This window comes from Stenotrophomonas sp. GD03958 (assembly GCF_029839005.1).
GTDB lineage: Bacteria > Pseudomonadota > Gammaproteobacteria > Xanthomonadales > Xanthomonadaceae > Stenotrophomonas > Stenotrophomonas hibiscicola.
In genome coordinates, this window is sequence record NZ_JAOBZT010000022.1 from 13,363 (window position 1) to 36,771 (window position 23,409).

Sequence of the window (23,409 nt, forward strand, 5' to 3'; positions counted from 1 at the left end):
TCGGAGCCCATTGCCGTGCAATGGGATCCGACCCCGCAGGACTGCTGCTACCAGCGCGGCTGCAGGCGGCCGTCGGCGCCGAAACGCCAGCGTCCTTCGGCCCAACCCACGCCGAACAGGGCCAGCATCTGCGAGTAATAGGCCGGTGCATCGGCGCGTTGCTGCTCGGCGCTGGGCAAGCTGGCCCGCAGCGACTGCGCGCGCTCCGCTTCGCCCTGCGCGATCAGATAGGGCAGCAGGGCCGCGCGGAATCCGTAGTTGCCTTCGCCCTGCCCCTGGCCACTGCGGGTGTCGATCTTTTCCCACATCGGTGCACCACTGCGCAGGCGCTGCAGCGGTCCGGACAGCGCCGCCAGCTGCGCGCGGAACAACGGATCGCGCGATGCGGTCATGCCTGCCCAGGTGTAGCAGCGGATGGCGTCGTAGCCGCCGACCGCACCGCGCACCGGATCGACGACGAAGCGATCGCCTTTCCACGCCGCCCAGTCCGGTGCGAACCCGTGCGGGCTGCTCTGCTGCAGCAACTGCACGCTGTTGCGCGCCAGCGCCTGCCACGGCCCGCTGCGATCCTCCGCCGCAAAGCGGCGCAGCAGCGGCAGTGGCAGATAGCTGGGGTTGACCCGCGTGGCGTCCCCTTCAATGAACCCCTGTGGGCCTGGCAACAGCATTGGGCCGAGCCCGGGCAGATCCACGATCTCGCGCGCCCGCACCTGCACCAGCATGCCCTCCGCGATGGCCTTCAGCGCCGGACGGCGCCACAGCCGCGCGCCTTCCAGCAGCGCGTAGGCCAGCCAGAGATCGGAGTCCGAGGCCGGGTTGTCGTCCAGCACCCGCCAGGCGCCGGCGTCATCGCGTCCCCACAGCCAAGCCGGCAGGCGCTTGCCCATGTCGCCACCGGCAAGGTTGTCCTGGGTCCAGCCCAGGATGCGGTCGAACAGCGCCTGGTCGTTGTCGACCAGGGCGAAGAACAAGGCATAGGACTGGCCTTCGGAGGTGCTGCGCTGATCGTCCTGGCTGCGATCGATCATGCGCCCGTCGCGGCTCAGGCTGCTGTCGAGCAGTACCTGCCACGCCGGCCAGCGCGGGGCGGGCGCGGCCTGCACACGGCACACGCCGAGCAGCGGCAGCGTGGCGACCGCCTGCAGCAGGCGCCGTCGCCGCAGGTCAGCGGAATTCGCCATACGGCACCAGTGGTGATACGGGCAGCGGCAGGTTTCCCTGCCAGGGCTTGAAGGTGTAGCGCAGGTAGAGCTGGAACGAATTCGGCGAGAAATCGCGGCTGCGCTGGAGGGTGCCGGCAGCGCCCAGCACGAAGTGGTCGCCGAGGCGGCGTTCCACCGCGCCGTACAGGCGGTACCCGGTGCCCGTGCTGCTGCTGTCACCGGTGTACAGGCCGGCCTCGTCCAGCCGCAGCGGGCCGTACTGCGGCTCAAGCTGTGCAATCACGCGCTCGATCAAGGCCTGGTCGGGGAAACGGCTGATCGACGAGGTACGCGCACTGGACACACTGACCGAGCCATCCAGGCGCACCGACCACACGTCGTTGCGCCAGGCAAAGCTGACCGGCAGGCTCAGCGATGCATAGCGCTGCGGGCTGTAGTAGCCGCCCTGGCCCAGCGAGTAGCCGCCCAGGTCCTTCTGGTAGCGCCAGTACATCGCGGTGGTACCCACATCCAGCCGCATGTCGGGGCGCTGGATCAGCTTGTGGTACCAGCCCACCATCGCGCGTGCGCGGGTGTTGTCGACCACGTTGTGCCCGGTCAGCCGATGCCAGCTCCAGTTCGACCACACGCCATCGCGGCCGCCCTGGTCGTAGCCGAGGCTGAAGGTCACGCCGTTGGCGGTGACGCCGCCCCAGCTGATGCCGCTGCGCGGATCAACCGCACCGGCCTGCGACAGCAGCGAATTGGTCATCGGCCGCCGCGACAGCGTGGCGCCCCAGCCGAAGCGCCCGAGGTCGCCATTGAGGGTGACACCGCCAAGCCAGTTGCCGACCACGTAGTTGGACGGGGTGTGGCCGATATCGACGTTCCAGCGGTCATCCAGGGTGCGCCAGCCGACGGCGAAGCCGGCACCGGAGGTGCGCCGCTGGTGCACGAAGCGGGTGCAGCCCGGTGCGCGCAGGCGGCTGTCGTCGGCCTGCAGCAGATCCAGGTCACAGCTGCCGAAATCCTCGTCGTAGGCGCCGCTCTCATCGGTCTGGAAGCGGCCCGCATCGAAGCTGACCTGCTCGATGCGCGCCCAGCCCAGGCCACCGGCGAATGGCGCGTCCAGATGCGCGATGCGGGTATCGCGCGACAGCCGCGAAATGCCCGGCGTGCCATCGCTGCGGCGACCGGTGTCCTGCATCACCGTCAGGGTGGGATTCTCCTGCTGGTACAGGGTTTCCACATCGCTGCGCAGGCTGCGCCGCAACCAGTCATCGCCGGCTGTCTCGCGGCTGGCCAGGGTCAACGCGCGGTTGTCGCGCGGCGTGACCTGGCCGGGAGCCAACACGCCGTTGTCGGCCATCGCCTGCGCGTACATGTCCAGCGCCTGCTGCGGATCATCGCGGCGCACCAGCCGTGCCGCATCACGCCAGGACTGTGCGTCGGGCCCGGTCTTGCGCGCAAGCAACGCGCGCAGGATCGCCAGGGCCTTCGTGTCCTCGCGCAGGTTGGTCCAGATGGTGGCGAGCTGACGCTGCTGGCCGATCTCGTCATCGTCTACTGCCGGCGGTGCGTCGTGCATCTGGCGGCGTGCGCTGGCCAGATCGCCGGTGCCAATCCAGGCCTGGACCTGGCCCAGCTGCGCATCCACATTGTCCGGCTGTGCGGCAAGCACGCGCTGGTAGTAGTGCAGCGCCTGCGCGTGATCGCCGCGCAGGCGCGCCCACTCGGCCATCAGCAGATCATTGTCGGTGCTGGGCGGTTGCTGCTGCAGCAGCGCGATGGCTTCGGCCTCCCTGCCCTGCGCACGCAGATCCCACAGATGATCGACCAGCTGCTGCCGCTGCAGGCGCGCCGACAGCGCGCGGATGTCGTCGTTCCACTTCGCCTGCGGCAGCGCGTCGAGTACCGCCAGCGCCTGCGGCAGCCGATCGGATCCCGACAGGTAGAGCGCCTGCGCGTAGCGCGCTTCGGCGCTGTCGTTATGCGTGGCCATGTCGGCCACCGCCGCGTCGGCCTCGTCCTGCCGGCCAGCGGCGCGCAGCTCGTTGGCCAGCGCATAGGCCAGCCATGCATCGCCCGGCAGTTCGCCGCGCAGCTTCTGTCCCAGCATGATCGCGGTGGTCGCATCACCGGCAGCCAGCGCCTGCTCGCGACGCTCACGCAGGCGGCTGATCTGGAGCTGGCGCAGGTCTTCGGCATACAACCTGCGTTGCGCAGCGGGCAATGCGTTGATGAAGGCTTCCAGCCGCTGCGGGTCGGTGCGGCCGTACAGCTGCACCAGCTTGCGGATCACGTTGGCATCGTTGGGCGCCATCCGCCGCGCAACCTGCAGCTGGCGTTCGGCTGCGGCGTCGTCACCGCGGGCCACGGCCACGTCGACCAGGCCCAGTGCAGCATTGACGTCGCGGGGCTGCTGGCGATGCGCCTGCGCATAGAGGCGCTCGGCCTCGTCCAGCCGGCCGGCCGCCAGCGCCGCATCGGCCTGGTCCAGCTGCAGCCAGTAGCGGGTGCTGGCGATCAGGTCGCGCCACTTGTCGTTGCTGTCGCCGGCCGGGGTGGCCTGCACCGCACGCTGGAAATAGCTGATGGCCTGCTCGCGGCGGCCCTGGCGCATCAGCGCCATGCCCAGCCCCCCCAACAGGTCGGGCTCGCGCGGATAGCCGCGCAACGCCTGCAGCAAAGCGCGCTCGGCCTCTGCATTGCGGCCTGCGTCGAGCAGCTGCTGGCCGCGCAGGCCGGCGCGCCACGCCGGGTCGCTGACCCGCTTGTGCTGGTCGATGTAGCGCTCGCGCACCAACGCGATGTCGGCAAACGCTGGGTTGCGGGTGATGAAGTCCTGCAGCCGGCGCACGCTGCGGTCGTCGGCCGGCTGATCCTTCAGGTAGGCCCATTCGGCGTCCGCCGCCATGCCGCGGGCCTCCGGATTACACCCCATGCGCTGCAGCGCGGCGAGCGCCTCTGCATCGCGGCCGGCAGCGAACAGCATCTGCGACAGCGCCTGCAGCAATGGCACATTGCCCGGATAACTGCGGTCCAGTTCGCCCAGCGCACGGATCGCCTGTGCACGCCCATCCGCCTGGCCGCCGCGCAGGCGCCAGTACTCCAGGCCCAGCTGCAGGCCGGGTGGATCATCGTTGAACAGGCGGCGGTAGATCGCCAGCGCTTCGGCGCTGCGGCCACCGGCAGCGAACAGGCGCGCCTGCTGCAGATCCTGCTGCAGATCACCGCGGTAGGCCCTCCAGAGGCGTTCGCCGGCGGCCAGTTCACGGGTACCTGTACCGATCTCGCGCAGGCGCTTCAGGGTCGCCTCGGCATCCTGCAGCTTCTGTTGCGAGAGCTGCACTTCCAGGATCGCCACCAAGGTGCCGCGATCATCCGGTGCCAGCATGCGCAGCCGCGCCAGGGCGTCTTCGATCAGGCTCTGGCGACCGGTGGCCTCACCGATGCGCACCTGCTGCAACAGCCACTGGCGCTGCTCGGCGACGGTTCCGCCCGGCGTATCGGGCAAGGCCTGCGCCGCGCAGGGCCCGGCACCGGCCAGTCCCAACAGGACGAGGCCGGACGCGGTGACCAGCGGATGCCGCGTACGTGCCATCAGTGCCCCGGGTCCAGGCGCTTGGCCGCGACCCAGCGCAGCGCGCGCCACAGCAGGAAGGCGACCATCAGCACCACCAGCGTGGCCAGCACCGCCAGCAGCGCCGGGTGGTCGGCCAGGTGGTACCACAGCAGCAGCCACCACGGCAGCGCGCCAACGTAGTAGTGATCACCGACGAACTGGCTGTGAATGCCCGAGGTACGCAGGATCGCCACCGATCCGGCGATGGCTTCGCGCTTGCCGGTATCGCTGAGTGCATCGTGGAGCAGGCCGTAGTCGGCGGCATTGCTGGCGGCCAGCGAAACGATGCTGCGCTGCGCATGCGTCGGTGACTGCATGCCGATGATCGCGGCAAACGGTGCCTGCGCGCTCACTGCCACTTCGGTCACCGCTGGATCGCCATCGCGGCTGCCACGGCGGGCCTGTTCCATCGCCTGCTGCGGCGATGGCGACTGGCCATTGAGCAGGCGCGTGCGCTGGTCGTCGATCAGCAGCGACAGCTGCTGGCTACCGCGCAGTTCGGCCGGCAGGGCGCCCAGCATCAGCAGGTCCGCATCCAGCGCGCTGGCCTGCTTCCAGTCATCGGACAGGCGCAGCCCATAGGCCGGATAGCCGCTCTGCACGCCCAGCCCACCGATCAGGTTCAGCAGCAGGCTGACCTGTGCCTCGTTGGCTTGGGGCGGCACCAGCACGACAGTCTCCGACAGATCGGCCATGCGGGTGAAGGGGAATCCACTGAGCGCGAACGCGGACAGGTCCGGCAGGCCCATGTAGTGATGGAATCCGGAGAAGTCGATGGTCGAGTCGTCTTCGATCGCTGCCTGCAGGTTGGGCGGCAGCACGGTCTGGCAATGATCGCGCTGCGCACTGCCCATCACGCTGGCAAAGTTGAAATCGAAACGCAGCTGGTTGCGGTCGCCCAGTTTGAGCGCCGGAATCAGCAGGCGACCGTCATCGGCACCGGCATCGCCGGCCAGCACCGGCAAGCGGATTTCCTCCAGGCCCTGCTTGCCGTTGCGGCGCACCAGCGGGAAGCTGGAGATGAACTGGTCGTTGATCGCCACGCCCAGCCGCGACTCATCGCTGCCAAACGGCGGCGTGTAGCGGTAGCGCAGGTTCAGCGGAATACCCTGGTTGCGCCAGATGAACAGATCCGGCGGCAGGTTGAGGTTGACCGTGATCGGCTGCGGCGACACGCCGTTGGCGTGCAGTTGTTGCGGATAGTCGAGCAGTTCAGCCAAGCGGACGGCGCGGTCGGTGCGCACCCAGTTCGGTGCGTCGTACGGCTTGCGCGGGGCCAGCGGCTTGACCTCATCGACACTGACCTGGCGGCCGCGGAACAGCACGTTGCCGGCCGCCATCGCAGCCACGGCCTTCTGCAGGTCGTCATCGTTGCGGCCCAGCACCAGCAGCAGCTTTCGCTGCGGATCCTCCGGCAGCGACATCAGTTCGATCATCGGGCCGTTCACCGGAGCATGGTTGGCGATCACGGGCGGGAACCTGCCGTTGACCGCCAGCACCACCGCGTGGCCCTTGTCCGGCAGCGTGCCGAAGCTGACCGGGAAACGTGCCTGGCGCCACCAGCCGGAAAGGCTGCCGAAGTACGAGGACATCACCGCCGCCGCCCGCTGCTGTGCCAGGCTCGGCGCAGCGGCGAACACCACTGGCAGTTCCAGCCGTGCTGTATCACGCGGATCGAAGAACGGCAGCGGGAAGTTGGCCAGGTCGTCCTGCATCGCCAGCGGCTGGCCGCCCAGGCGCAGCGTGCTGTTGCTCGAGAGATTGACCCACAGCGAGCTGTGCGTCGGCTCTTCGCAGATGTCGGTGTAGTGGCCGACGAACTCCAGGCGGACCTGGTTGAAATCAGCAATCAGGCGCGCGTCCAGCGGTAGCTTGGCCTGCACCGGGCGGCCCAGCTGCTCGTTGCTGATCGGCACCACGCCCATCATCGCGTCGTTGAGATAGACCCGCAGGTGCGACAGGGTCGGCAGCAGCGACGGTGAAGGCGTGAAGCTCAGATCCAGCTCGGCATCGCGGACCAGGCGGTCACGGCGGACCTGGAACTCGAAGGTGGTGGCATTGCGCACGCCCGACAGCAGCGTGTCCTGGCGGCGCCCCAGCTGCGCGAAGGTGTTCTGCCGCTGCCAGGGCCAGGCGCTGCCCGCCCAGGTCTGCGCCAGCGCGGGCTCGGTACCGGTGGCAGGCGTGGTGGCTGGCGCGGCCGGCACCCCCGGCGCCGGCGGCGCGGCAGGCGCGGTAGTGGGAGGGACAACCGGCGCCGGGGCAGGCGCGCTGTTGCCTGACGCCACGGGCAGGGCCAGCAGGGGCAGCAGCAGCCAACGCAGAGAGGACGGACGGGTCATGGACGAAGCCCTGGATCAGCGGCTGGGTCAGCCGGGTGGGAAGGAAGCGGACGTTGCGGAGCAAAACTGGCCAGCCATCGCAGCAGGCGACGGTTCCAATGTGCGGGGCGGTCGAGGTCGAACGGTGCGAAATCACCCATCCGCCGGTAGCCGCGCCAGCCCAGGACCAGCACGCTCCACAGGCTGCGCGGCAGGCTCTTGGGCTGGTAACCGGCGTGCCAGTCAAGCCAGGCATCGGCGCGGGCGAAGGTGCATTGGGCGAACTCGACGCGCTGGCGCTCGTCCTCGAACAGCAGCAGCAGGCCCAGTCGCTGGCCGACCGTGCGTTGCACGCGCGCCGGGAATGCGAACTCGCGGCGACCCCGCCCCAGCAGCACCTGCACGCGCTGGCCTTCGGCCAGCTGTGCGTCTTCGCCGAGTTCGACGCCCACGCCATCGTTGGAGTAATCCTGCAGCACGCCGCGCAGGCGGCGGCCATCGGGCACCTGCAGCGCCATCGGCAGACGGGTGGTGACGCGATGCGTGCGTCGCACCTGCTGCACTTCGGCCGCCACCGCCAGCGCACCGCCGATGATCAGCAGGTTGTACAGCACCCACAGCGAACTCACGATCACCGTGCCACGTTCGTCAAGTGGGCCGTGCACGAAGCGCCACACGGCAAAGCACAGGCCCAGCACGTTCAGCAGCGCCAGCACCAGGTAGGGCTGCGCCACGCGCCAGTCGAAACGATCGCCGGCCTGGGTGCCGCCCTGTCGGTGACGTTGAACTTGCCGCGGCCCGGACTGAACAGCGCCACGGTGGTGGGCCGTGCGATGTACCAGGCCAGCACCGTCTCGTACACCTCACCCCAGAACGGACGCCGGTACTTGCCCTGGATGCGTGCGTTGGTCAGGCTGGCGTGGGCCATGTGCGGTACCACGAACAACAGGATGGCCAGCGCCGGTGCGTAGATGATGTACACATGCAGCAGCAGGAACGCCAGCGGCGCAGTGAGGAACACCAGGCGCGGAATGCCAGCCAGGAAATGCAGCATCGCGTTGGCGTAGCAGAAGCGCTGGAACAGGCTCAGGCCCTTGCCCAGCAACGGGTTGTCGATGCGGAAGATCTGCACCATGCCACGCGCCCAGCGGATGCGCTGGTTGACGTGCGCGCCGAGGCTGTCGGTGGCCAGGCCGGCCGCCTGCGGAATACGCAGGTAGGCCGAGTTCCAGCCCTTGCGGTGCAGCCGCAGCGCGGTGTGCGCATCCTCGGTGACGGTCTCGGTGGCAAACCCGCCGATGGCATCGATGGCTTCGCGCCGCAGCACCGCGCAGGAGCCGCAGAAGAACGCCGCGTTCCACAGGTCGTTGCCGTCCTGCACCAGGCCGTAGAACAGCTCGCCTTCGTTGGGATCGCTGCGGAACACCTGCAGGTTGCGCTCGAATGGATCGGCCGAGAAGAAGTGGTGCGGGGTCTGCACCAGCGCCAGTTTGGGATCACGCAGGAACCAGCCGCAGGTGATCTGCAGGAACGACCGCACCGGCAGGTGGTCGCTGTCGAAGATGGCCACCAGCTCGCCATCGATCAGGGTCAACGCATGGTTGAGGTTGCCGGCCTTGGCATGGCGGTTGTCGGCACGGGTGATGTAGTTGACCCCGGTGCGCTCGGCGAATGCGCGGAATTCTTCGCGCTTGCCATCATCAAGGATGTGGATGCGCAGCTTGTCGGCCGGCCAGTCCAGGCCCATCGCCGCGTACACGGTGTGCCGCACCAGCGCCAGGTCTTCGTTGTAGGTGGGGATCAGCACATCCACCGTCGGCCACTGGCGGATATCGGCCGGCAACGGCGCCGGGCGGCGCCGCAGCGGCCACGCCACCTGCACGTAACCGAGCATCAGCACGAGCCACGAATAGGTTTCCGCCGCCAGCAGCACCACGCCACAGACCAGGTCGAAGGTGCTGTTCCAGTTCAACGTGGCCGTATAGCGCCACCACAGGTACCGGCAGGACACGGTGATCGACAGCACGACCAGCACCAGCGTCGCATAGCGCCCCTGCATGCGCCGCACCAGCAGCGCGATGGCCCACAGCAGCACCACGAACACGAACTGCGCCAGATAGGTGAACGGCTGGGTGATGCACAGCGCCGCCAGCCCCAGCGTGGCCAACCCGACCAGCAGGGTCAGCAGGTGCCGCGAACGCGGCGACAGGCTGCCCATCTTCCGGCCGAACCATGCCGCCACGCGGCTGTTCCAGAATTCACTGGGTGCATCGCGCATGGCGCGCAGGTAGCGCAGGCGGCCGCGACCGGCCGCACCGCGCAGTTCGGCAATGCGTTCGCGACGGGCCCGGGCCAACCGTTGCCGCCTCAGCGAGGGCTGCGGTACCAACCGCACCACCGACAGCCACATGGCCTGGATCAACAACCGCAGTGGATCGCCCGGGCGCCAGCGGCGGTCGCCCTGGATCTGCGGGAAGGCGTTGCGCAGGCGCGGGGCCTGTGCCTGCCATGCCGGCCCTTCCAGGCGCAGCAACGCCCAGCCCACGCACTGCAGCAGCCACAGCAGCGAGCGGGTTGGCCAAGGCGCATGCACGCGTTCGCGCAGGCGCCCCCAGTCCAGGTAGTAGACGCGGGCGCCCATCAGCGTGTCCCCGCAACGGGCTGGCGCCGTGCGGCCTCGGCCAGGCACCACAGCACCAGGCCATCGACATCGGCGGCGGCCAGCGAATCGGTCGCATAGCGCCCCAGTGGCTGCTTGCTGGCCAGCGCGGAGGGCACCCGCGCATCCTCGTGCAGCGGCTGCGGCACCAGCCGCGGGCCGTGCGCGTGAAGCCACAGCTGCATCAGATCGCGCTGCACCGGGATGACCGGGTCATAGCGGTTGGCCAGCAACAGGCGTGTGTCCTCCGGCTGCCGCTGCAGGAACACGTGGCTGACCGGATCGACACAGGCCAGGCGCAGCGGCAGCGTGCAGCGCACGTGCTGGTTGATGGCCGCTGCATGCGCCGGCAGGCGCTGCGGCAGGTCGAACAGGATCCAGTCGAACTGGGTCTCCAGCAGCGGAATGCGTTCGGCCCAGGTGCCCGGTGCCTGTTGCAGCTGCTGTTCGATGCGCATTGCGGCCTCGCTATCGACGCGACCATAGGGCAGCACCGCAAGTCCTGCTGCAACGGCGTAGGCGGCATCACGCCAGTCCGTGCCGTCCAGCTGCGCGCGCCCCCAACCGTTGTCCACGTCGGCAGGCAGCCCCAGGTGCAGGCCGAGCATCTGGTCCGGACTGCATTCGACCAGCAGGACGCGCTGGCCCTGCGCGTGCAAGCCCTGGCCGAGTGCGGCCAGCACCGTGGTGACACCGGTTCCGCCATGGATGCCCTGCAGCGACAGCACGGTGCTCATCGGCGCGGCTCCAGTTCGGCCAGCAACGGCCAGCGCGCCAGCGCCTGGGCACGCTCATGCTGGGCAGAGAAGTCCACGTAGGGCAGCCCCGGCATGCCCAGGCTGCGGCGCAGCAGGTCGATATCGTCCTCTTCCACGGACAGCGTGACCGGTACGGCAAGGATGTCGGCAGGCATCAGCGTGCCTCCTCGGGGTAGGGACTCCAGGCCTGGCTGCCCTGCAGCTGCAGCCAGGGCTTGCCGGCGTACTCGATGACCTTGGCGCCTTCGTTTTCCGACACCGACGGTGTCTGCGGCAGCCCCTTCAGCAGACTGTCCCAGTTGCGCTCGCTCGGCGGCGACTGGGCATTGAGCGCGTACACGCGCGAAACCAACTCGGACACGGCAAGGTAGCTGCTCGGTTCGGGGACATGACGCGGGCCGCCGGCCGCCGGCGCGCCCATGCCGATCAGCTTCACGCCCACCGGCACGTGGGTGATCGACGGGCTGGGAATCTCGCGCATGCCCGGAATCTGCATGCGGTCGCCATGCAGGGCCGCGCCATGCTCGGGTACCACCACGATCATCGCGCGGCGGCCACTCTTCTCCACCGCATCGACGAAACCGGCCATGTCGCCCAACACCATTTCCGCACGTGCCTTGTAGTCGGCGGCATTCGAACGGCCATCGGCGCCGACGATGCGGTTGCCATCGTGCAGCGAAATCGTGTTGTAGAACAGCGCCACCTGCTGGCTGGACCCGGCCAGCCGCTGTTTCCACCACGCCATCAGCACATCGCCATCGCGGCGCAGCGGCGACTTGTCGAACGCCACCAGCGCTTTAGGAAACGCGCTGATATCCATCGGCTGTGCCTGCAGCCCGCCGTACTGGTGCAGTTCACCGATGAAGTCGTCGAAGTGACCGTCGTGGTTCATCGCCAGCTGGCTCTGGAAGCCCAGACGCTGCAGGTTCGAGAACAGCTGGCACTCGGCCGGCACCGGATCGAACAGCCCGGTATGCGAGGTCTGGCCACAGCTGGCGCGCAGCAGGCGGATCGCCGCCGGGCCGCTGTAGGCGGTTGCCGAGTTGAAGTCGTCGAACACCACGTCCATGTGGTCGAGCAGATTGTTCTGGCGCAGCCCCACTTCATCCAGATCGCTCCATGCCAGCGAGCAGATGTTGAGGATGATGACGTCGAACGGCGCGCCGCTGCCCGGTGCCGGGAAGCTGGTCTTGAGGCTGGCCTGCTGCTGGTAGAAGCCGGCCAGCCATGCGTTGAGCGTATCGTTGTTGGCCGGCGGCAGGCCGCCACCTGAAGTGCCTGCGACGCTGGTGGTGGCCGCGGTGGCGGTACCCTGCCCCCAGTTCCAACCCGCCGGCATCGGTATCGCCATCACAGCCAGGCCAAGCATGCCCAGCACGCTCAGAGTGGTGATGCGCAGCCACGGCTTGAGCAGTACGTAGGCCAGCACCAGCATCGCCAGTACCGCCACCATCTGCCAGTTGATGAAGCGCTGGGCCAGCTCGAGCCAGTAATCCGCCGAGAAGTCCAGCACGCCAGGTTGCACCAACAGGCGCCGGAACGGCGGCCACCAGGTGTCCTGGTAGTACAGCGCCACGCCCACCGGTACCGCAGCGACAGTACGCGCGATGCGTGCCCAGCGCCAGCGCAGTGGAACCAGCAGCGCGCCCAGGAACAGCAGGTTGGGCAGGATCTTCAGATCCAGCGCGCCCATCCAGGCCAGTACCACCTTGGACAGGAAATACAGGTTCCAGCCGCGCAGGTCGGCCCAGGCGAAGGGCGATGCGGGAGCCACCTGCGGACTCATGCAGCCCCCCGCGGCGCACGCAGGCGTACACCGGCGCGGCGCAGGTGGCGAGGGGGCAGCCAGCGCGCGGCACGGCGGCGCAGCGCACGCCACAGCGTACCGAGCATTGCACCGAAGGGAACCATCACGAGCGCACAGGCGACGATCAGGGTCCAGAGTTGCTGGTCGGTGGTCATGCGCGATCTCCCAGTCGCAGCGGCTTCGGGACAGTGAAAACAGGCGCCTCCAGCGCCGGGGCCACCGGTGGCAGGGCGGCGGGCGCTTCGGGCAGGACCTCGGCCTCCGGATCGCTGCTGCCGGCGTTCATCGCTGCAATGTCGTATTCGGCCAGACGCTGGTAGCCATCGAACAGCTCCCGCCAGGGTAGGCGGAACAGATTGCCCAGGGCCTGTTCGACCGCATCACGCCGGCACCCGAACAGGAACAGGCGCACCTGCCCGCGGTAGACACAGGCCAGATCGCCTTGGCGGCGGATGCGCAGCTGCTGCAACGTCTGCTCGGCGCGCAGGCCGGCCACCGGCTGCAACGCCAGCACGGCGCTTTCCACTGCGCTGCCGTCCTGGTCGATGCGTTCGCCGGCGATCTGGCGGAAGCGTGCGGCGTTGACCAGGCCGCTTACCGGTGGCGGCCGATGCGCACGGATCAGTGGCTCCGGATCGTCAGCCAGCTGGCCCTGCCAACGCTGACGCTGCACGGTTTCCAGCAGGGTCAGCAGGCGCGGCAACGGCGTGGCTGACGGCACTACCAGGCTGCAGCCGCACTGCATCAGCAGCCGCTCATCAGCGTAGCGCAGGCAGGGCTGCAGCTCGCGCACCACCAGTTTCAGTGCATTGCCACGTTCCCGGCGCAAGCGGTGCAGCAGTCGGGCCAGTGCATCCACCTTGGCGTTCTCGTCGATGGCCAGCACTACGGTGGCCTCGCGCGCCTGCAGCGCGGCCGGCAACAATCCAGCCCAGCCGTCATACAGGTGCCAGGCTGCCGACAGTGGCGGCGCACCGTCCAGTACTTCGGTCTGGGCCAGGAAGACATCGCGATCACTGCCACTGGTGGCATCGACCCCAGTCCCAGCGGCATCGGCCTCGGCCAGATGGCGCAGCCCGCGGCTTTCCTGCTCGACGCCGAACGATCGCTGGGCCACCACGCCATGGCTGTTGGACCAGTAGTGCAGCAGCAGCTGCAGGGCACCACGATGCGGATGCAACTGGGCCACACCGGCGCAGCTCCGGTTCAATGACAACAGGCGCGGGGCCAGGGTCGCCACTTCGCCATGGCACAGCAACAGCAGCACCTGCTGCGCCTGCCCGGCCCAGTCCTGCAGCTGCTGGCACCAGCGCGCCAGCCGGGCATCATCCCAGCCGTCCAGCGCCGCCACCGGGAACTGCACCACGCTGAGCCGGGTGCGCACCGAGGCGGTGCGCGGCAGATCGCCGGTCAGCCCGCGCAGCGCCTGCTGCATGCCGTGATGCGACCGCTGGAACAGCCGCAGGCGGGCCGGCCCCTGATCGGCCGGCAGCAGCGTCAGCATCGATTCGGCCCCCCGCCCCAGCGTGACCAGCACGGCCTCATCCAGTGCGTCGGCCGTGGCCAGCACACCGGCACCGAGCAGATCCGTCGGCGCGCTGCCCGCGGCAACGACCCAATACAGGCCCCCGCTGCGCATCTCCACCAGTTCGGTGGGCAGTCCGGCAATGGCAAGGTGTGGTGCTGGCACGCCGAATCCTTTCATTGCCCCTCACCCAGGCCGACGGCCCGGCAGCGGGGGCGCTGCAGTGGAGAAGGGATCATTTCCATGACGCACATCACATTCATGTGTCTGTACGGCAATGATAGCCCTGATCTTCACGTCTGCGGGATCAAGACGCAGTCAACGCCCCCCGCGGAGCGGGGGGGTGAGGCTCCAAACTCAGCAATGGGAGACCTGCGTTACTCGTACTGGATGGTGAACGTCGCCTGCCCGTTGGCGGTGCCGGCACCGACGGTACCTGCCTGGGTCTGCACATAGCGCGCGCGCAACGGCAGCGCCATGACGCTGGTACCCGGCGCCGTAGTGCCGACGTTGATGGTCTGGCCGAAGCGCACTTCTCGCTCGGTGCTGCCGTCGCGCTGGACCATCTGGATGCCGATGCGCGTGGCGCTGTTGCTGGCCGCGCTGAGCTTGAGCACGCCCGGCATGTTCGAGCTGTCCTGGTCGGCGTCGAGGCGGATGCCGATCTTGCTCTGGTAGGCGGCCACGTTGCTGCCCTGGCAGTTCAGGCGGATCTCGAAATCGCGATCAGCGGCCTTGGAGCCGACACCGGTGAAGGTGGTGTTGGGCACGCTGCCGAAATCGACGGCGATGTTGCGGCTGCCGGCCTGCACTTCGCAGGTGGGGCTGACCACGGTGGTACCCGAGCCCTTGAACGTCGAGGTCAGCTCCGGACGGCCAGGACCGTCGCCGTCGAGATAGTAGGTGGTGAAGCGGCCGTTGGGCGCGATGATGCCCGAGCCCGTCTGCGCGGCGGTCTTGATCAGCTCCACGCGGAAGCGGCCACCATTGAGGGTCAACGTCCGGTTGCCCCCCAATTGCAGCGTGTGCGGGTAGTAGGTCTGGATGGTGCCCGAATCACGATAGACACGGATACCCACCCCCGCTACATCGGTCGCATAGACGTTGCTGAAACCCGGGACTGCGTTTTGCTGTGCGGCGTTGACGAAACGCCCGTTGGCACTACCGCCCCAGCGATCGCAGTAACCGATGCTGTCGCGCTGGTTGATCGGCACGATCAACTCCTTGATCACACCACCGACGGGCAGGCTGGGCAGGATCACGATCTGCCCCATGTCCATCTGCACGTCCTGCGCGACAAAGCCCTGCTGGGTGATATAGCAGGTCGCCAACGCCGGGCTGGCCACGGCGATACCCCCCATCACGGCCATGGCGGCAAGCAGCGTGCGGCTGCGGGAAGAAATCATCGGCATGCTGCCTCCAGCGGGATGAAGCCGGTCTTGGACGCATCGGCGCCCGCCGGAACCTGGTAATCGATGGTGCAGCGCTGGTCTGCACCGGCGCCCCACTCCACCAGCAGGCGGCCCTGGCTCTTTTCACTGCGCACGTACAGGCGGCCGCCCTGGCTGACCATGCCCACCGGCTGGCCCTGCTCATCCTTGACCTGCGCACCGAACGGCATGCTGCGGCCATCGGCATTGCGTACCTGGATCAGCAGCGCATTGCCCTTGCGGGTATCGAAGCGCAGGTAGCTGATGGCACCGGCGAACGGCGCGATCGACTGGCTGGTGCTTTCCAGCTCGACGTCATGGGCCATGCCCTGCGGGTCGAGGGTGACGGTGTTGAGGCGGTACGGCGACACGTACGGGACCACCGCGTAGCCGCGGCCATCGACGCGGAGGCCCGGGGCGTTGCTGACGATCGCATCGCGCGCGCCCGGCGCTTCCACCAGCACCATGGTGTCGCCCCGCTGCGGAGTGAAGGTGAAGCCGCCCGGATGCACGACCACGCTGCCGTTGGCACCGACCGAAGCCTGGCGGAAATCGCGCGAGTGGCTGTAGGTCGCGTTCAACGCGGAGTAGCGGCTGCGGTACTCGGCGTTGCCGACCGCCGTGGTGCCACCCTCGCGGGAATCGGACAGCGCCACGCCGTAGCTGAAGTTGTTGTCGACGCCGGCCGAACCGGTGATGCCGACGCGGCTGTTGTCGTAGCCACCACGATCGCGCATGCCCAGATCGGCGCTGAACGACACCGGGTGGGTACCCCGGCCCAGCGGCACGCTCATCGACAGCAGGTACTGGGTATCGGAACGGCCGAGCACGCCCTCTTCGGTGCGCAGCGCCGAGAAGCCGTAGTTCACCGAGCGCCAAGCGTTGTTGTAGCCCACCTGGTACTGCTTGGAGGTGCCCGAACGATCATAGAAGTCGCGCACCGAGCCGGTCACGTACAGCGCGCCGCCGCGACGTCCCAGCGGCTGGTTCAGCGTTATCTGGAACTGGCTGCGCTGACGGCCACGGGTGGTCGGATCGATGCCGCGCGTGTCCGAATCACGGCCATACAGCGCATCCTGCAGGCTGTAGAAGCCTTCGGTCGAATAGCGGTAGGCGGCCAGGGTCAGGTTGGTGCCGGTCTCGCCGATCATGTTGCTGTAGCTCAAGCGCACGCTGGCACCGGTGTGGTTGCCGTAGTGATCGAACGAGGTACGCGCATGGGTGACGTCGGCAGCGAATGCGCCGACCGGCGTGGACAGGCCGACGCCGTACAGCAGCGACAGGTAGCCATCGCTCAGTGCACTGCCACCGTACAGGGTCAGCTGGTTGCCGATACCGCGCTGGTAGGTGCCCTGCACCAGCCACGGCTCATCGGCCAGCAGCTTGTTGCGCACCTGGCCGGCCGTCAGCGAGTAACGCGACACGCCTTCGCGCAGCATCTGCGGCACCGAACCGAACGGCACCTTGAATTCGCGGCGGCGGCCATCGGCCTCGATCACGCTCACTTCCAGGTCGCCGCCGTAACCGGTCGGGTACAGGTCGTCGATGACGAAGCTGCCCGGCGAGACGGTGGAGGAGTAGATCAGCTGCTCGTTCTGGCGCACTTCGATGCGCGCGTTGGTCTCGGCGATACCGCGCACCACCGGCGCGTAACCGCGCAGCGAATCGGGCAGCATGCGGTCGTCGCTGGCCAGGCTGGCACCGCGGTAGCCGATCGAATCGAACAGTTCACCGGTGGTGTAGGCCTCACCGATAGTGAGCATGCCGCGCACCTGCGGAATGCCGCGCTGCGCATAGGTGGCAATGCTCTGCCAATGGCGGCCGTCGCCCTCGGACCAGGTCAGGTTGGAATCATGGCGGAACTGCCAGCCGCCCAGGTTCAGGCCGGCGTTGAGGCCGAGGTAGGCGCTGCGGTTGCGCTGGCCACCTTCCACACGGCTGTTGCTGTCGATGGCGTTGAAGCTGTAGCCGACGAAGCCGGCATTGATGCCACGGTCCCACAGCGCCGGGTTGACGTAGCCGCGCGCCTCACGGCGCAGGAACACCTGCGGGATGCTGAGGTCGTAGCGCAGGTTGCCGCTGTCATAGACACCATAGGCATTGGCCATGCGCTGCTGGACCGGCACGCAGCTGGTCTTGTCGGTGGGCACGGACGGATCCTGCTGCAGCAGCACGGCCTCGCTGTCCACGCCCATTTCTTCCAGCATCGGCAGCGGCAGGCAGGCGTCGACACGGCCCTGCGCATCGGCCTTGAACTGCAGATCGCGACGGCCCTGCCAGGCACCGTTGACGTAGACGTCGACACGATAGTTGCCGGCCACCATCGGGTTGCCGTTGCTGAAGGCCGCCAGGTCCACCTGCTTGGCCTGGCCAGACAGGAAGCTGGAGTTGAACTGGGCCGATTCCGGTGCACGCGCATTGGCCGCACCACTCTGCGCCATCAGCGCCTGTTCGCCGAGATTGGCCGGGGCAGCCAGCGCCCATCCTGGGCAGGCCACACCAGCAACCAACAGGCAAAGCGCCTGATGGATCGACAATGTCAATCTGTTTCCGATCACACTGACATTCCTTCAATTCGCCGCACAGCGGCGGTGGCGGGATGCGCAAGGCCAGGGGCCGGCGCGGCGCGTTCAGCCCCCGGTGCTGCCGAGGCGGATGGTGTGTTCCACCCGGCCGCCGTAGTCGTTGATGGTGATGAAGCGGACCTGGCCGGTGCCCGCCGGTGCGGCGAACTCCAGGCTCTGCTTCGGCGCGACCATCGCGCCCTTGTCCTCGACGGCCTTTTCACTGCTGCCGGTCACGGCATGTACTTCGGCCAGAGTGACGTGGAAGGGGCTCGGGTTTTCCACCCGCAGGCGGTCGCCATTGCGGGTCCAGCGCAGCGCCGCCGGTGCGTCATTGGCGACGCCCTTCAGGCCCTGCGGCCGGTAGAAAAGCTTCAGGCGCGAACGAAACGCCACCTGCAGGTAATTCTGTTCGCCGCTGTCAGCGTTGTCCGGGGACGGCGGCACATCCAGCACGTTGAGCCAGAACACCGACTCGCGGTCGGTCGGCAGCTGCGCGCCGGAGAAGATCAGTCGCAGCGCCTGGCTGCGGCCCGGTTCGACGCGCGCGATCGGCGGCGTCAGCACGAACGGAGCGTCGCTGGTATCGGCGGTCTGGTTGGCATCGCCACTGTCGATCCAGGCCTGCACCAGCGCCGGCGAATCGCCCACGTTGTCGACCTGCACGGTGACTTCGCGCGCCTGCGCCGGATAGATCACTCGCGTGCCATTGACCACCACGCCGGCCAGTGCGTTCTGGCAGAAGGGCAGCGTGAACGCTGCCAGCAGCAGCGCCCGGGGAAAGATTGCTTTCATCGGAAGTACTACGCTCGAGGGGTGTGGCCAGCGGCCGCGGAACACCGGCCGGCGCGAACGCCGGCCAGTGGGGGCATGACTGCGATCAGTTGTAGATGATCGTGTACTTGACGCTGCTGGTGACGTCGCCCGGAGTGGCGGCGGCAGTGGCGTAGTACTCAGCGTAGTAGTTCAGGTCGGCCGAGCCGTCGGTGCCGACGGTGACCCACTGCGAGTTGGTCTGGGCCAGGCCAGCACCAGCCGCCTTGATCGGCAGGAACTGGTTGTTCGAGCCCAGCAGCTGCAGCTGCACGTTGGTGGCAGCGTTGGCCGAGGCCTGGTTGACCAGGCGGCCACTGTTGAAGTCGACGGTCGAACCCGGCTCGAAGTAGGTGGCGACGTTGCCGGCGCTGCACTTGGTCAGGTTGATGGCGAACGGGGTACGGCCCGCAACGGCGCCGGCGGTGGCCAGGGTGTTCTTGGACACGGTCGGCAGGGTCACGGCGAAGTCCTTGCCGCCCGGGGTCGAGATGGTGCAGGTCTTGTCGGTCACCTTGCCATTGAAGGTGATGGTGCCGTCGGCGGCGTTGGCGGCCAGCGGAGCGGCGGCCAGCATCAGAGCGGCGATGATATTGATCTTGTGCATTCGCTTTTACCTAACCCTACTGAAGAGATGAGAAGTAGAGGAGGAAGCAAGGAGCACTGCCGGGCTAACAAGACCCATCCTTGCGTCTCACCTGTGGCCGGACTCGGACGTAGCTTTCCCTGAATCCGTGACGCAAGTATAGGTGCAAGTGTGATGAAAGTCTCATTATTTTTCTGAACGTCAATTCATTGACGCTGGAAATGTGACGTGATAGCCAAAATCAGGACCCACGGGGGTTCGGGAACCCGACGGTCGCCGGATCAGGTCAGAAGCGACCCTGGATGACGCTTCGGGTGGCGCGTTCGGCATGCACGGAAACAAACCTTTTCCCGGCGGAAATCGTCTTCTTTGATGCGCATCACTCTTTCTTGGTGATGGCCCTAGCAGATTCGGAATCGTCCTATTAAAGGCTGATCGAAGCTGTCGCTAACTAGGACACACCGAACCAGAGAACGTGTCATGAGGAATTCCATTCTGCTGTGCGTGGCCCTGATGTCCGTCAGTGCGCTGGCCCAGGCCAGCAGCGGCAGCATCCGTTTCAGTGGCCGCATCGCCGAGCCGGGCTGCACGGCGAATCTGTCCCAGGGCGAGCTGAGCCTGGCCGCCTGCCCGCCGTCGGCCAAGGGCTCGACGGTGGAAGTGACGGCGCTGGCCAACGGCCAGGCCGCGACGCTGCGCGACGGCAAGCGCCACGGCCAGAAGCTGTCGGTGTCGGCCAGCGCGCTGCGCGCCGGCGATATCGCCTTCTCCGAGCGTTACAGCGTGCAGGCGTCGACGCAGCAGCCGCTGCAGGGCGCCTACCTGGTGGTGGTCGACTACCTGTAAGCCGGCACGCTTACGCCGGCGGCAGCTCGAACACCTGGCGCAGGTAGGCCAGGTAGCCCGGGTCGTCGCACATGCTCTTGCCTGGCGAATCGCTGAGCTTGGCCACCGGCTGGCCATTGCAGCGGACCATCTTGATGACGATGTTGAGCGGCGTTGGCCCCAGATCATTGGTCAGGTGGGTGCCAACGCCGAAGGCGACCTGGCAGCGACCACGGAAGTAGTCGTACAGGCGCATCACCTTGGCGATGTCGAGCCCATCGCTGAACACCAGCACCTTGGTGCGCGGATCCACCCGGCGCTGCTGGAAATGCGCCAGCATGCGGTCGCCCCAGTCGAACGGATCGCCCGAGTCGTGGCGGACACCGTCGAACAGCTTGCAGAAATACATGTCGAAATCGCGCAGGAACGCATCCAGGCCGACCACGTCGGACAGCGCGATGCCGAGGTCGCCGCGGTACTCGCGTGCCCACGATTCCAGTGCCGCCACCTGCGAATCACGCAGGCGCGGGCCAAGTGCCTGGAATGCCTGCAGGTACTCATGGGCCATGGTGCCGTGCGGGGTCATGCCGTACAGGCGGGCGAAGTGCACGTTGCTGGTGCCGACCAGTTGCGGGCCGAGCGCATCGCGCAGCAGCGGCAGCAGGCGCGCATGCCAGTCACGCGAATAACGGCGGCGGCTGCCGTAGTCGGCAATGCGGCACTGTTCGAAACCGGGAGTATCACGCAGCAGCGCGGCCTTGGCCTGCAGCCGACGCTCGCCCTCGGCAAAGTCGGCGGTGGTGGTGTTGCGGAACCAGACTTCGTTGATGATCGCCAGCAGCGGGACTTCGAACAGGATGGTATGCAGCCACGGGCCAGTGATGTCCAGTTCGATTTCGCCGGGCACGGCCGTCGACGCGCGCAGCTGGATGTACTTGCGGTCCAGATGGAACAGGCCGAGGAAATCGGCGAAGTCGGGCTTCACGAAGCGCAGGCCGCGCATGTAGTCCAGTTCCGCGTCGCTGAAACGCAGGCTGCACAGGTGGTCGATCTCTTCGTCGATCTGGTCGATGTAATGGGCCAGGTCGATGCCGGGCGTGCGGCACTTGAACCGGTACTGCACCTGGGCACCGGGGTGCTGGTGGAGCACCGCCTGCATCATGGTGAACTTGTACAGGTCGGTGTCGAGCAGGGACTGGATGATAGGCATGAGGCGGATTATGCGCCCGGACGGGTGAACCGGGGTGGCTGCGGGCACGCTCGGCTCTCCGCGTGGATAGATCCGCGCCATGCGTGGATGCAGGTTCGGCCCTACAACGACCTGCGCAACAGGCGCGGTACCAGCATCAGGGCGTGCACCCAGATCGCGGCCCACACCGCCACGCGGACCGGCAGCGAACGCTGCCTGGCCTCGAACTTCTGAAAGTAGCGCCACAGGCCCCTGTGCTTGTGCCATTCAACGAAGAACGGCCGCGATCGGCTGGAGACGCCACGTACATGGGTGACCTGCAGGTCGTTTGCAATCGCCACCACGGCCCCGGCTTCGCGTGCACGCCGGCACAGGTCCAGGTCTTCGGCGTGCAGACGATACCCGGCGTCCCAGCCTCCGATCCGGTCGAACAATGCACGCGGCATCATCAGCAGTGCGCCAGACAGTGCCGGCACCCGCTGCAGCACCTGCTGCGGGTCACGCGGCAGCGCCAGCTTCGAGCCCCTTCCCGGCGAGCGCAGCATCATCAGGAAATCCGGGTCGCGGCGGCGCACGGCTTCGTCGGCATGGCCCTGCTCGTCCACCTGTTCGACACCGAGCAGGCAATCCCCCAGTGCTTCCGCCCGGCTGCGCAGTGCGGCCAACGTCTCCGGCTCGACCATCAGGTCCGGGTTGATGAAAGCCAACCAGGGGCTGCGCGAATCGGCCACGCCCTGGTTGTTGGCAGCGGCGAAGCCGGGATTGTCCGGGTTGCCGACGAAACGCACGCGCGGATCGTGGCTGGCATGGCGCTGCACGATGTCCAGCGTGCCATCCATCGAGCCATTGTCGATCACCCGGATCTCGGCCACGTCCTGCGCCTGGCGCAGGCGCGAGAGGCAGGCATCGATGGTGCTGGCACTCTGGTAGGTCACGACGATGGCGGCGATGGCAACATTCAAGCGAGTGACTCCGGCGCGGAAGGAACGAACAGGTCGCCCTGTTCCTTCGGCATTATCGCCTGCCGCATGCGCTGCTGCAGGTCGGCGCGCAGCCTGTGCAATGGATCGTGCATCAGGAAATCGGCCAGGCGCGGCACCCAGCCAGGCCAACGCGCAGCCAGCGCCTCAAGGTCGCCATCGCGGCTGGCCGCCTCGCCCGCCCGGCTCACAAAGGCGGTCTCGCACAGTACGTTGCGCCAGCCCAGGCCGGCCATGCGCAGGCTGAGGTCGACCAGGGCCGCGTTCCAGCCGGCGTAGCTGTCCACATCCAGGCCACCGGCGCGGCGGCGCGCATTGCCACGCACCAGAACCGCATGGGTGACCGCCGATGGCAGTTCCGGGTGCAGCGCCGGCAAGGCGGCGCAGGTCTGTGCCAGCAGCGCCGCATCCTCGGGCTCGGGATTGATCTCGCCCAACCGTGGCCACGCCGCGGTTTCGCCGGCATTGCACCACGGCGTTGCGGTCGCGATGGCGGCATCGCGGGCGAAGGCGTCCTCCAGTTGTTGCAGCCAACCCGGCGCAGGCACGCTGTCCGGTGCCAGCACGGCCACGTCCAGGCCATCGCAGGCGCGCAGCATCTCGTCCAGATGGGCGACCTCGCCCAGTGGCCGCGCGCGCCGGGTGTACTCGGCCTGTAGTGGCGTATGTGCCAGCCAGTGTTCCACCACCGCCTGCGCACGCGGCCCGGTCTGCGCATCGTCGGCCAGCCAGACTGCGGTGCCCGGCGCGGTGCCGGCATCCAGTGCGGCCAGGCAGCGGTCGAGCGCGGCATCGTCCACGCACAGCGGCAACAACACGATCGCCCCCATCCCGCCTCCGTGGTTGTCGGTAGCCACAGCCTAGCACCGGGAGGGTATCGGCCGGGTTGCACCCGGCACCCGCTTCAGGCCAGGGCAACAGCAACAGCCGAAGCAAGAGCTGGGTTCCTGGGGGATGGCGGGGTGGGTCCGGTTGCGGGGGACGCTGCAAGTCCCCCTCCGGGGCCCGGCCCAGCCGCTGGCGGCTGTGCGTTCGGGCGCTTGCGAAGCAGTGCTTCTCAAGCAAAGCGCCCTCACCCATGTAAGCTCGGTCGCCGCTTGCTCGTGTGCGCTGTCCTGCGCACACGGCAAGACCGGGGTTGGGCGTCCTGCCCAACCCGCCCGAGGCATGCCTCGGGCCCATGCG

General features: G+C 67.8%; 18 protein-coding genes. 1 reads left to right on the forward strand and 17 read right to left on the reverse strand.

Annotated elements, in window-relative coordinates:
• Positions 1–47: 47 nt before the first annotated feature.
• From bcsZ to N5C25_RS09040, 14 genes are all read right to left on the reverse strand, one after another.
• Positions 48–1,181, reverse strand: a complete 1,134-nt coding sequence (gene bcsZ / locus N5C25_RS08975; protein ID WP_251102103.1) for a cellulose synthase complex periplasmic endoglucanase BcsZ — start codon at positions 1,179–1,181, stop codon at positions 48–50.
• Complete coding sequence (bcsC, locus tag N5C25_RS08980; RefSeq protein ID WP_279936822.1) at positions 1,165–4,746, reverse strand: cellulose synthase complex outer membrane protein BcsC; 3,582 nt, start codon at positions 4,744–4,746, stop codon at positions 1,165–1,167. The genes bcsZ and bcsC overlap by 17 nt, the downstream gene beginning before the upstream one ends.
• Positions 4,746–7,109, reverse strand: coding sequence for a cellulose biosynthesis cyclic di-GMP-binding regulatory protein BcsB (bcsB, locus tag N5C25_RS08985; protein ID WP_219634192.1), 2,364 nt, complete (start codon positions 7,107–7,109; stop codon positions 4,746–4,748). The genes bcsC and bcsB overlap by 1 nt, the downstream gene beginning before the upstream one ends.
• The gene (locus N5C25_RS08990; RefSeq protein ID WP_279936823.1) at positions 7,106–7,822 is read right to left on the reverse strand and encodes a PilZ domain-containing protein; all 717 of its coding nucleotides are present in this window, start codon (positions 7,820–7,822) and stop codon (positions 7,106–7,108) included. Before N5C25_RS08990 ends, bcsB begins: the two co-directional genes overlap by 4 nt.
• A complete protein-coding gene (bcsA, locus tag N5C25_RS08995) occupies positions 7,789–9,729 on the reverse strand; it encodes a UDP-forming cellulose synthase catalytic subunit (protein ID WP_279936824.1) in 1,941 nt (646 codons plus the stop codon). Before bcsA ends, N5C25_RS08990 begins: the two co-directional genes overlap by 34 nt.
• Positions 9,729–10,484: a cellulose biosynthesis protein BcsQ gene (gene bcsQ, locus N5C25_RS09000; RefSeq protein ID WP_021204329.1), complete on the reverse strand. Its 756-nt coding sequence runs from the start codon at positions 10,482–10,484 to the stop codon at positions 9,729–9,731. The genes bcsA and bcsQ overlap by 1 nt, the downstream gene beginning before the upstream one ends.
• Positions 10,481–10,660, reverse strand: coding sequence for a cellulose biosynthesis protein BcsR (gene bcsR / locus N5C25_RS09005; protein WP_021204328.1), 180 nt, complete (start codon positions 10,658–10,660; stop codon positions 10,481–10,483). Before bcsR ends, bcsQ begins: the two co-directional genes overlap by 4 nt.
• Positions 10,660–12,291: a cellulose biosynthesis protein BcsG gene (bcsG, locus tag N5C25_RS09010; RefSeq protein WP_058980454.1), complete on the reverse strand. Its 1,632-nt coding sequence runs from the start codon at positions 12,289–12,291 to the stop codon at positions 10,660–10,662. Before bcsG ends, bcsR begins: the two co-directional genes overlap by 1 nt.
• Positions 12,288–12,467, reverse strand: coding sequence for a cellulose biosynthesis protein BcsF (bcsF, locus tag N5C25_RS09015; protein WP_058980455.1), 180 nt, complete (start codon positions 12,465–12,467; stop codon positions 12,288–12,290). The genes bcsG and bcsF overlap by 4 nt, the downstream gene beginning before the upstream one ends.
• Positions 12,464–14,002, reverse strand: coding sequence for a BcsE family c-di-GMP-binding protein (locus N5C25_RS09020; RefSeq protein ID WP_058980456.1), 1,539 nt, complete (start codon positions 14,000–14,002; stop codon positions 12,464–12,466). The genes bcsF and N5C25_RS09020 overlap by 4 nt, the downstream gene beginning before the upstream one ends.
• A 212-nt stretch (positions 14,003–14,214) precedes the next feature.
• Positions 14,215–15,249, reverse strand: coding sequence for a fimbrial protein (locus N5C25_RS09025; RefSeq protein WP_021203174.1), 1,035 nt, complete (start codon positions 15,247–15,249; stop codon positions 14,215–14,217).
• A complete protein-coding gene (locus N5C25_RS09030; protein WP_058980457.1) occupies positions 15,240–17,804 on the reverse strand; it encodes a fimbria/pilus outer membrane usher protein in 2,565 nt (854 codons plus the stop codon). The genes N5C25_RS09025 and N5C25_RS09030 overlap by 10 nt, the downstream gene beginning before the upstream one ends.
• Positions 17,805–17,897: 93 nt before the next feature.
• The gene (locus N5C25_RS09035; RefSeq protein WP_251102099.1) at positions 17,898–18,626 is read right to left on the reverse strand and encodes a molecular chaperone; all 729 of its coding nucleotides are present in this window, start codon (positions 18,624–18,626) and stop codon (positions 17,898–17,900) included.
• Between the two features lie 85 nt (positions 18,627–18,711).
• Positions 18,712–19,251, reverse strand: a complete 540-nt coding sequence (locus N5C25_RS09040) for a fimbrial protein (RefSeq protein WP_019661017.1) — start codon at positions 19,249–19,251, stop codon at positions 18,712–18,714.
• Between the two features lie 459 nt (positions 19,252–19,710).
• Here N5C25_RS09040 and N5C25_RS09045 point away from each other — a divergent pair, with 459 nt between their 5' ends.
• On the forward strand, positions 19,711–20,076 hold the full coding sequence (locus N5C25_RS09045; RefSeq protein ID WP_251102098.1) for a hypothetical protein: 366 nt from the start codon (positions 19,711–19,713) through the stop codon (positions 20,074–20,076).
• A gap of 10 nt (positions 20,077–20,086) precedes the next feature.
• Here N5C25_RS09045 and pncB read toward each other — a convergent pair whose 3' ends face one another.
• The 3 genes from pncB to N5C25_RS09060 form a co-directional block, all read right to left on the reverse strand.
• The gene (gene pncB / locus N5C25_RS09050; RefSeq protein WP_021203170.1) at positions 20,087–21,265 is read right to left on the reverse strand and encodes a nicotinate phosphoribosyltransferase; all 1,179 of its coding nucleotides are present in this window, start codon (positions 21,263–21,265) and stop codon (positions 20,087–20,089) included.
• 101 nt (positions 21,266–21,366) lie between these two features.
• The gene (locus tag N5C25_RS09055) at positions 21,367–22,206 is read right to left on the reverse strand and encodes a glycosyltransferase family 2 protein (protein ID WP_251102097.1); all 840 of its coding nucleotides are present in this window, start codon (positions 22,204–22,206) and stop codon (positions 21,367–21,369) included.
• Positions 22,203–23,054 (reverse strand): glycosyltransferase, encoded by an 852-nt coding sequence (locus tag N5C25_RS09060; RefSeq protein ID WP_262213166.1) that lies wholly within the window; start codon positions 23,052–23,054, stop codon positions 22,203–22,205. Before N5C25_RS09060 ends, N5C25_RS09055 begins: the two co-directional genes overlap by 4 nt.
• Positions 23,055–23,409: the final 355 nt, after the last annotated feature.

Coding starts and splice junctions, on each gene's coding strand:
- bcsB (WP_219634192.1), bottom strand. CDS start 7,109: ATGACCCGTCCGTCCTCTCTGCGTTGGCTGCTGCTGCCCCTGCTGGCC.
- bcsQ (WP_021204329.1), bottom strand. CDS start 10,484: ATGAGCACCGTGCTGTCGCTGCAGGGCATCCATGGCGGAACCGGTGTC.
- bcsG (WP_058980454.1), bottom strand. CDS start 12,291: ATGAGTCCGCAGGTGGCTCCCGCATCGCCCTTCGCCTGGGCCGACCTG.
- pncB (WP_021203170.1), bottom strand. CDS start 21,265: ATGCCTATCATCCAGTCCCTGCTCGACACCGACCTGTACAAGTTCACC.
- bcsC (WP_279936822.1), bottom strand. CDS start 4,746: ATGGCACGTACGCGGCATCCGCTGGTCACCGCGTCCGGCCTCGTCCTG.
- N5C25_RS09025 (WP_021203174.1), bottom strand. CDS start 15,249: ATGCCGATGATTTCTTCCCGCAGCCGCACGCTGCTTGCCGCCATGGCC.
- bcsZ (WP_251102103.1), bottom strand. CDS start 1,181: ATGGCGAATTCCGCTGACCTGCGGCGACGGCGCCTGCTGCAGGCGGTC.
- N5C25_RS09045 (WP_251102098.1), top strand. CDS start 19,711: ATGAGGAATTCCATTCTGCTGTGCGTGGCCCTGATGTCCGTCAGTGCG.
- bcsA (WP_279936824.1), bottom strand. CDS start 9,729: ATGGGCGCCCGCGTCTACTACCTGGACTGGGGGCGCCTGCGCGAACGC.
- N5C25_RS09060 (WP_262213166.1), bottom strand. CDS start 23,054: ATGGGGGCGATCGTGTTGTTGCCGCTGTGCGTGGACGATGCCGCGCTC.
- bcsF (WP_058980455.1), bottom strand. CDS start 12,467: ATGACCACCGACCAGCAACTCTGGACCCTGATCGTCGCCTGTGCGCTC.
- N5C25_RS09035 (WP_251102099.1), bottom strand. CDS start 18,626: ATGAAAGCAATCTTTCCCCGGGCGCTGCTGCTGGCAGCGTTCACGCTG.
- bcsR (WP_021204328.1), bottom strand. CDS start 10,660: ATGCCTGCCGACATCCTTGCCGTACCGGTCACGCTGTCCGTGGAAGAG.
- N5C25_RS09040 (WP_019661017.1), bottom strand. CDS start 19,251: ATGCACAAGATCAATATCATCGCCGCTCTGATGCTGGCCGCCGCTCCG.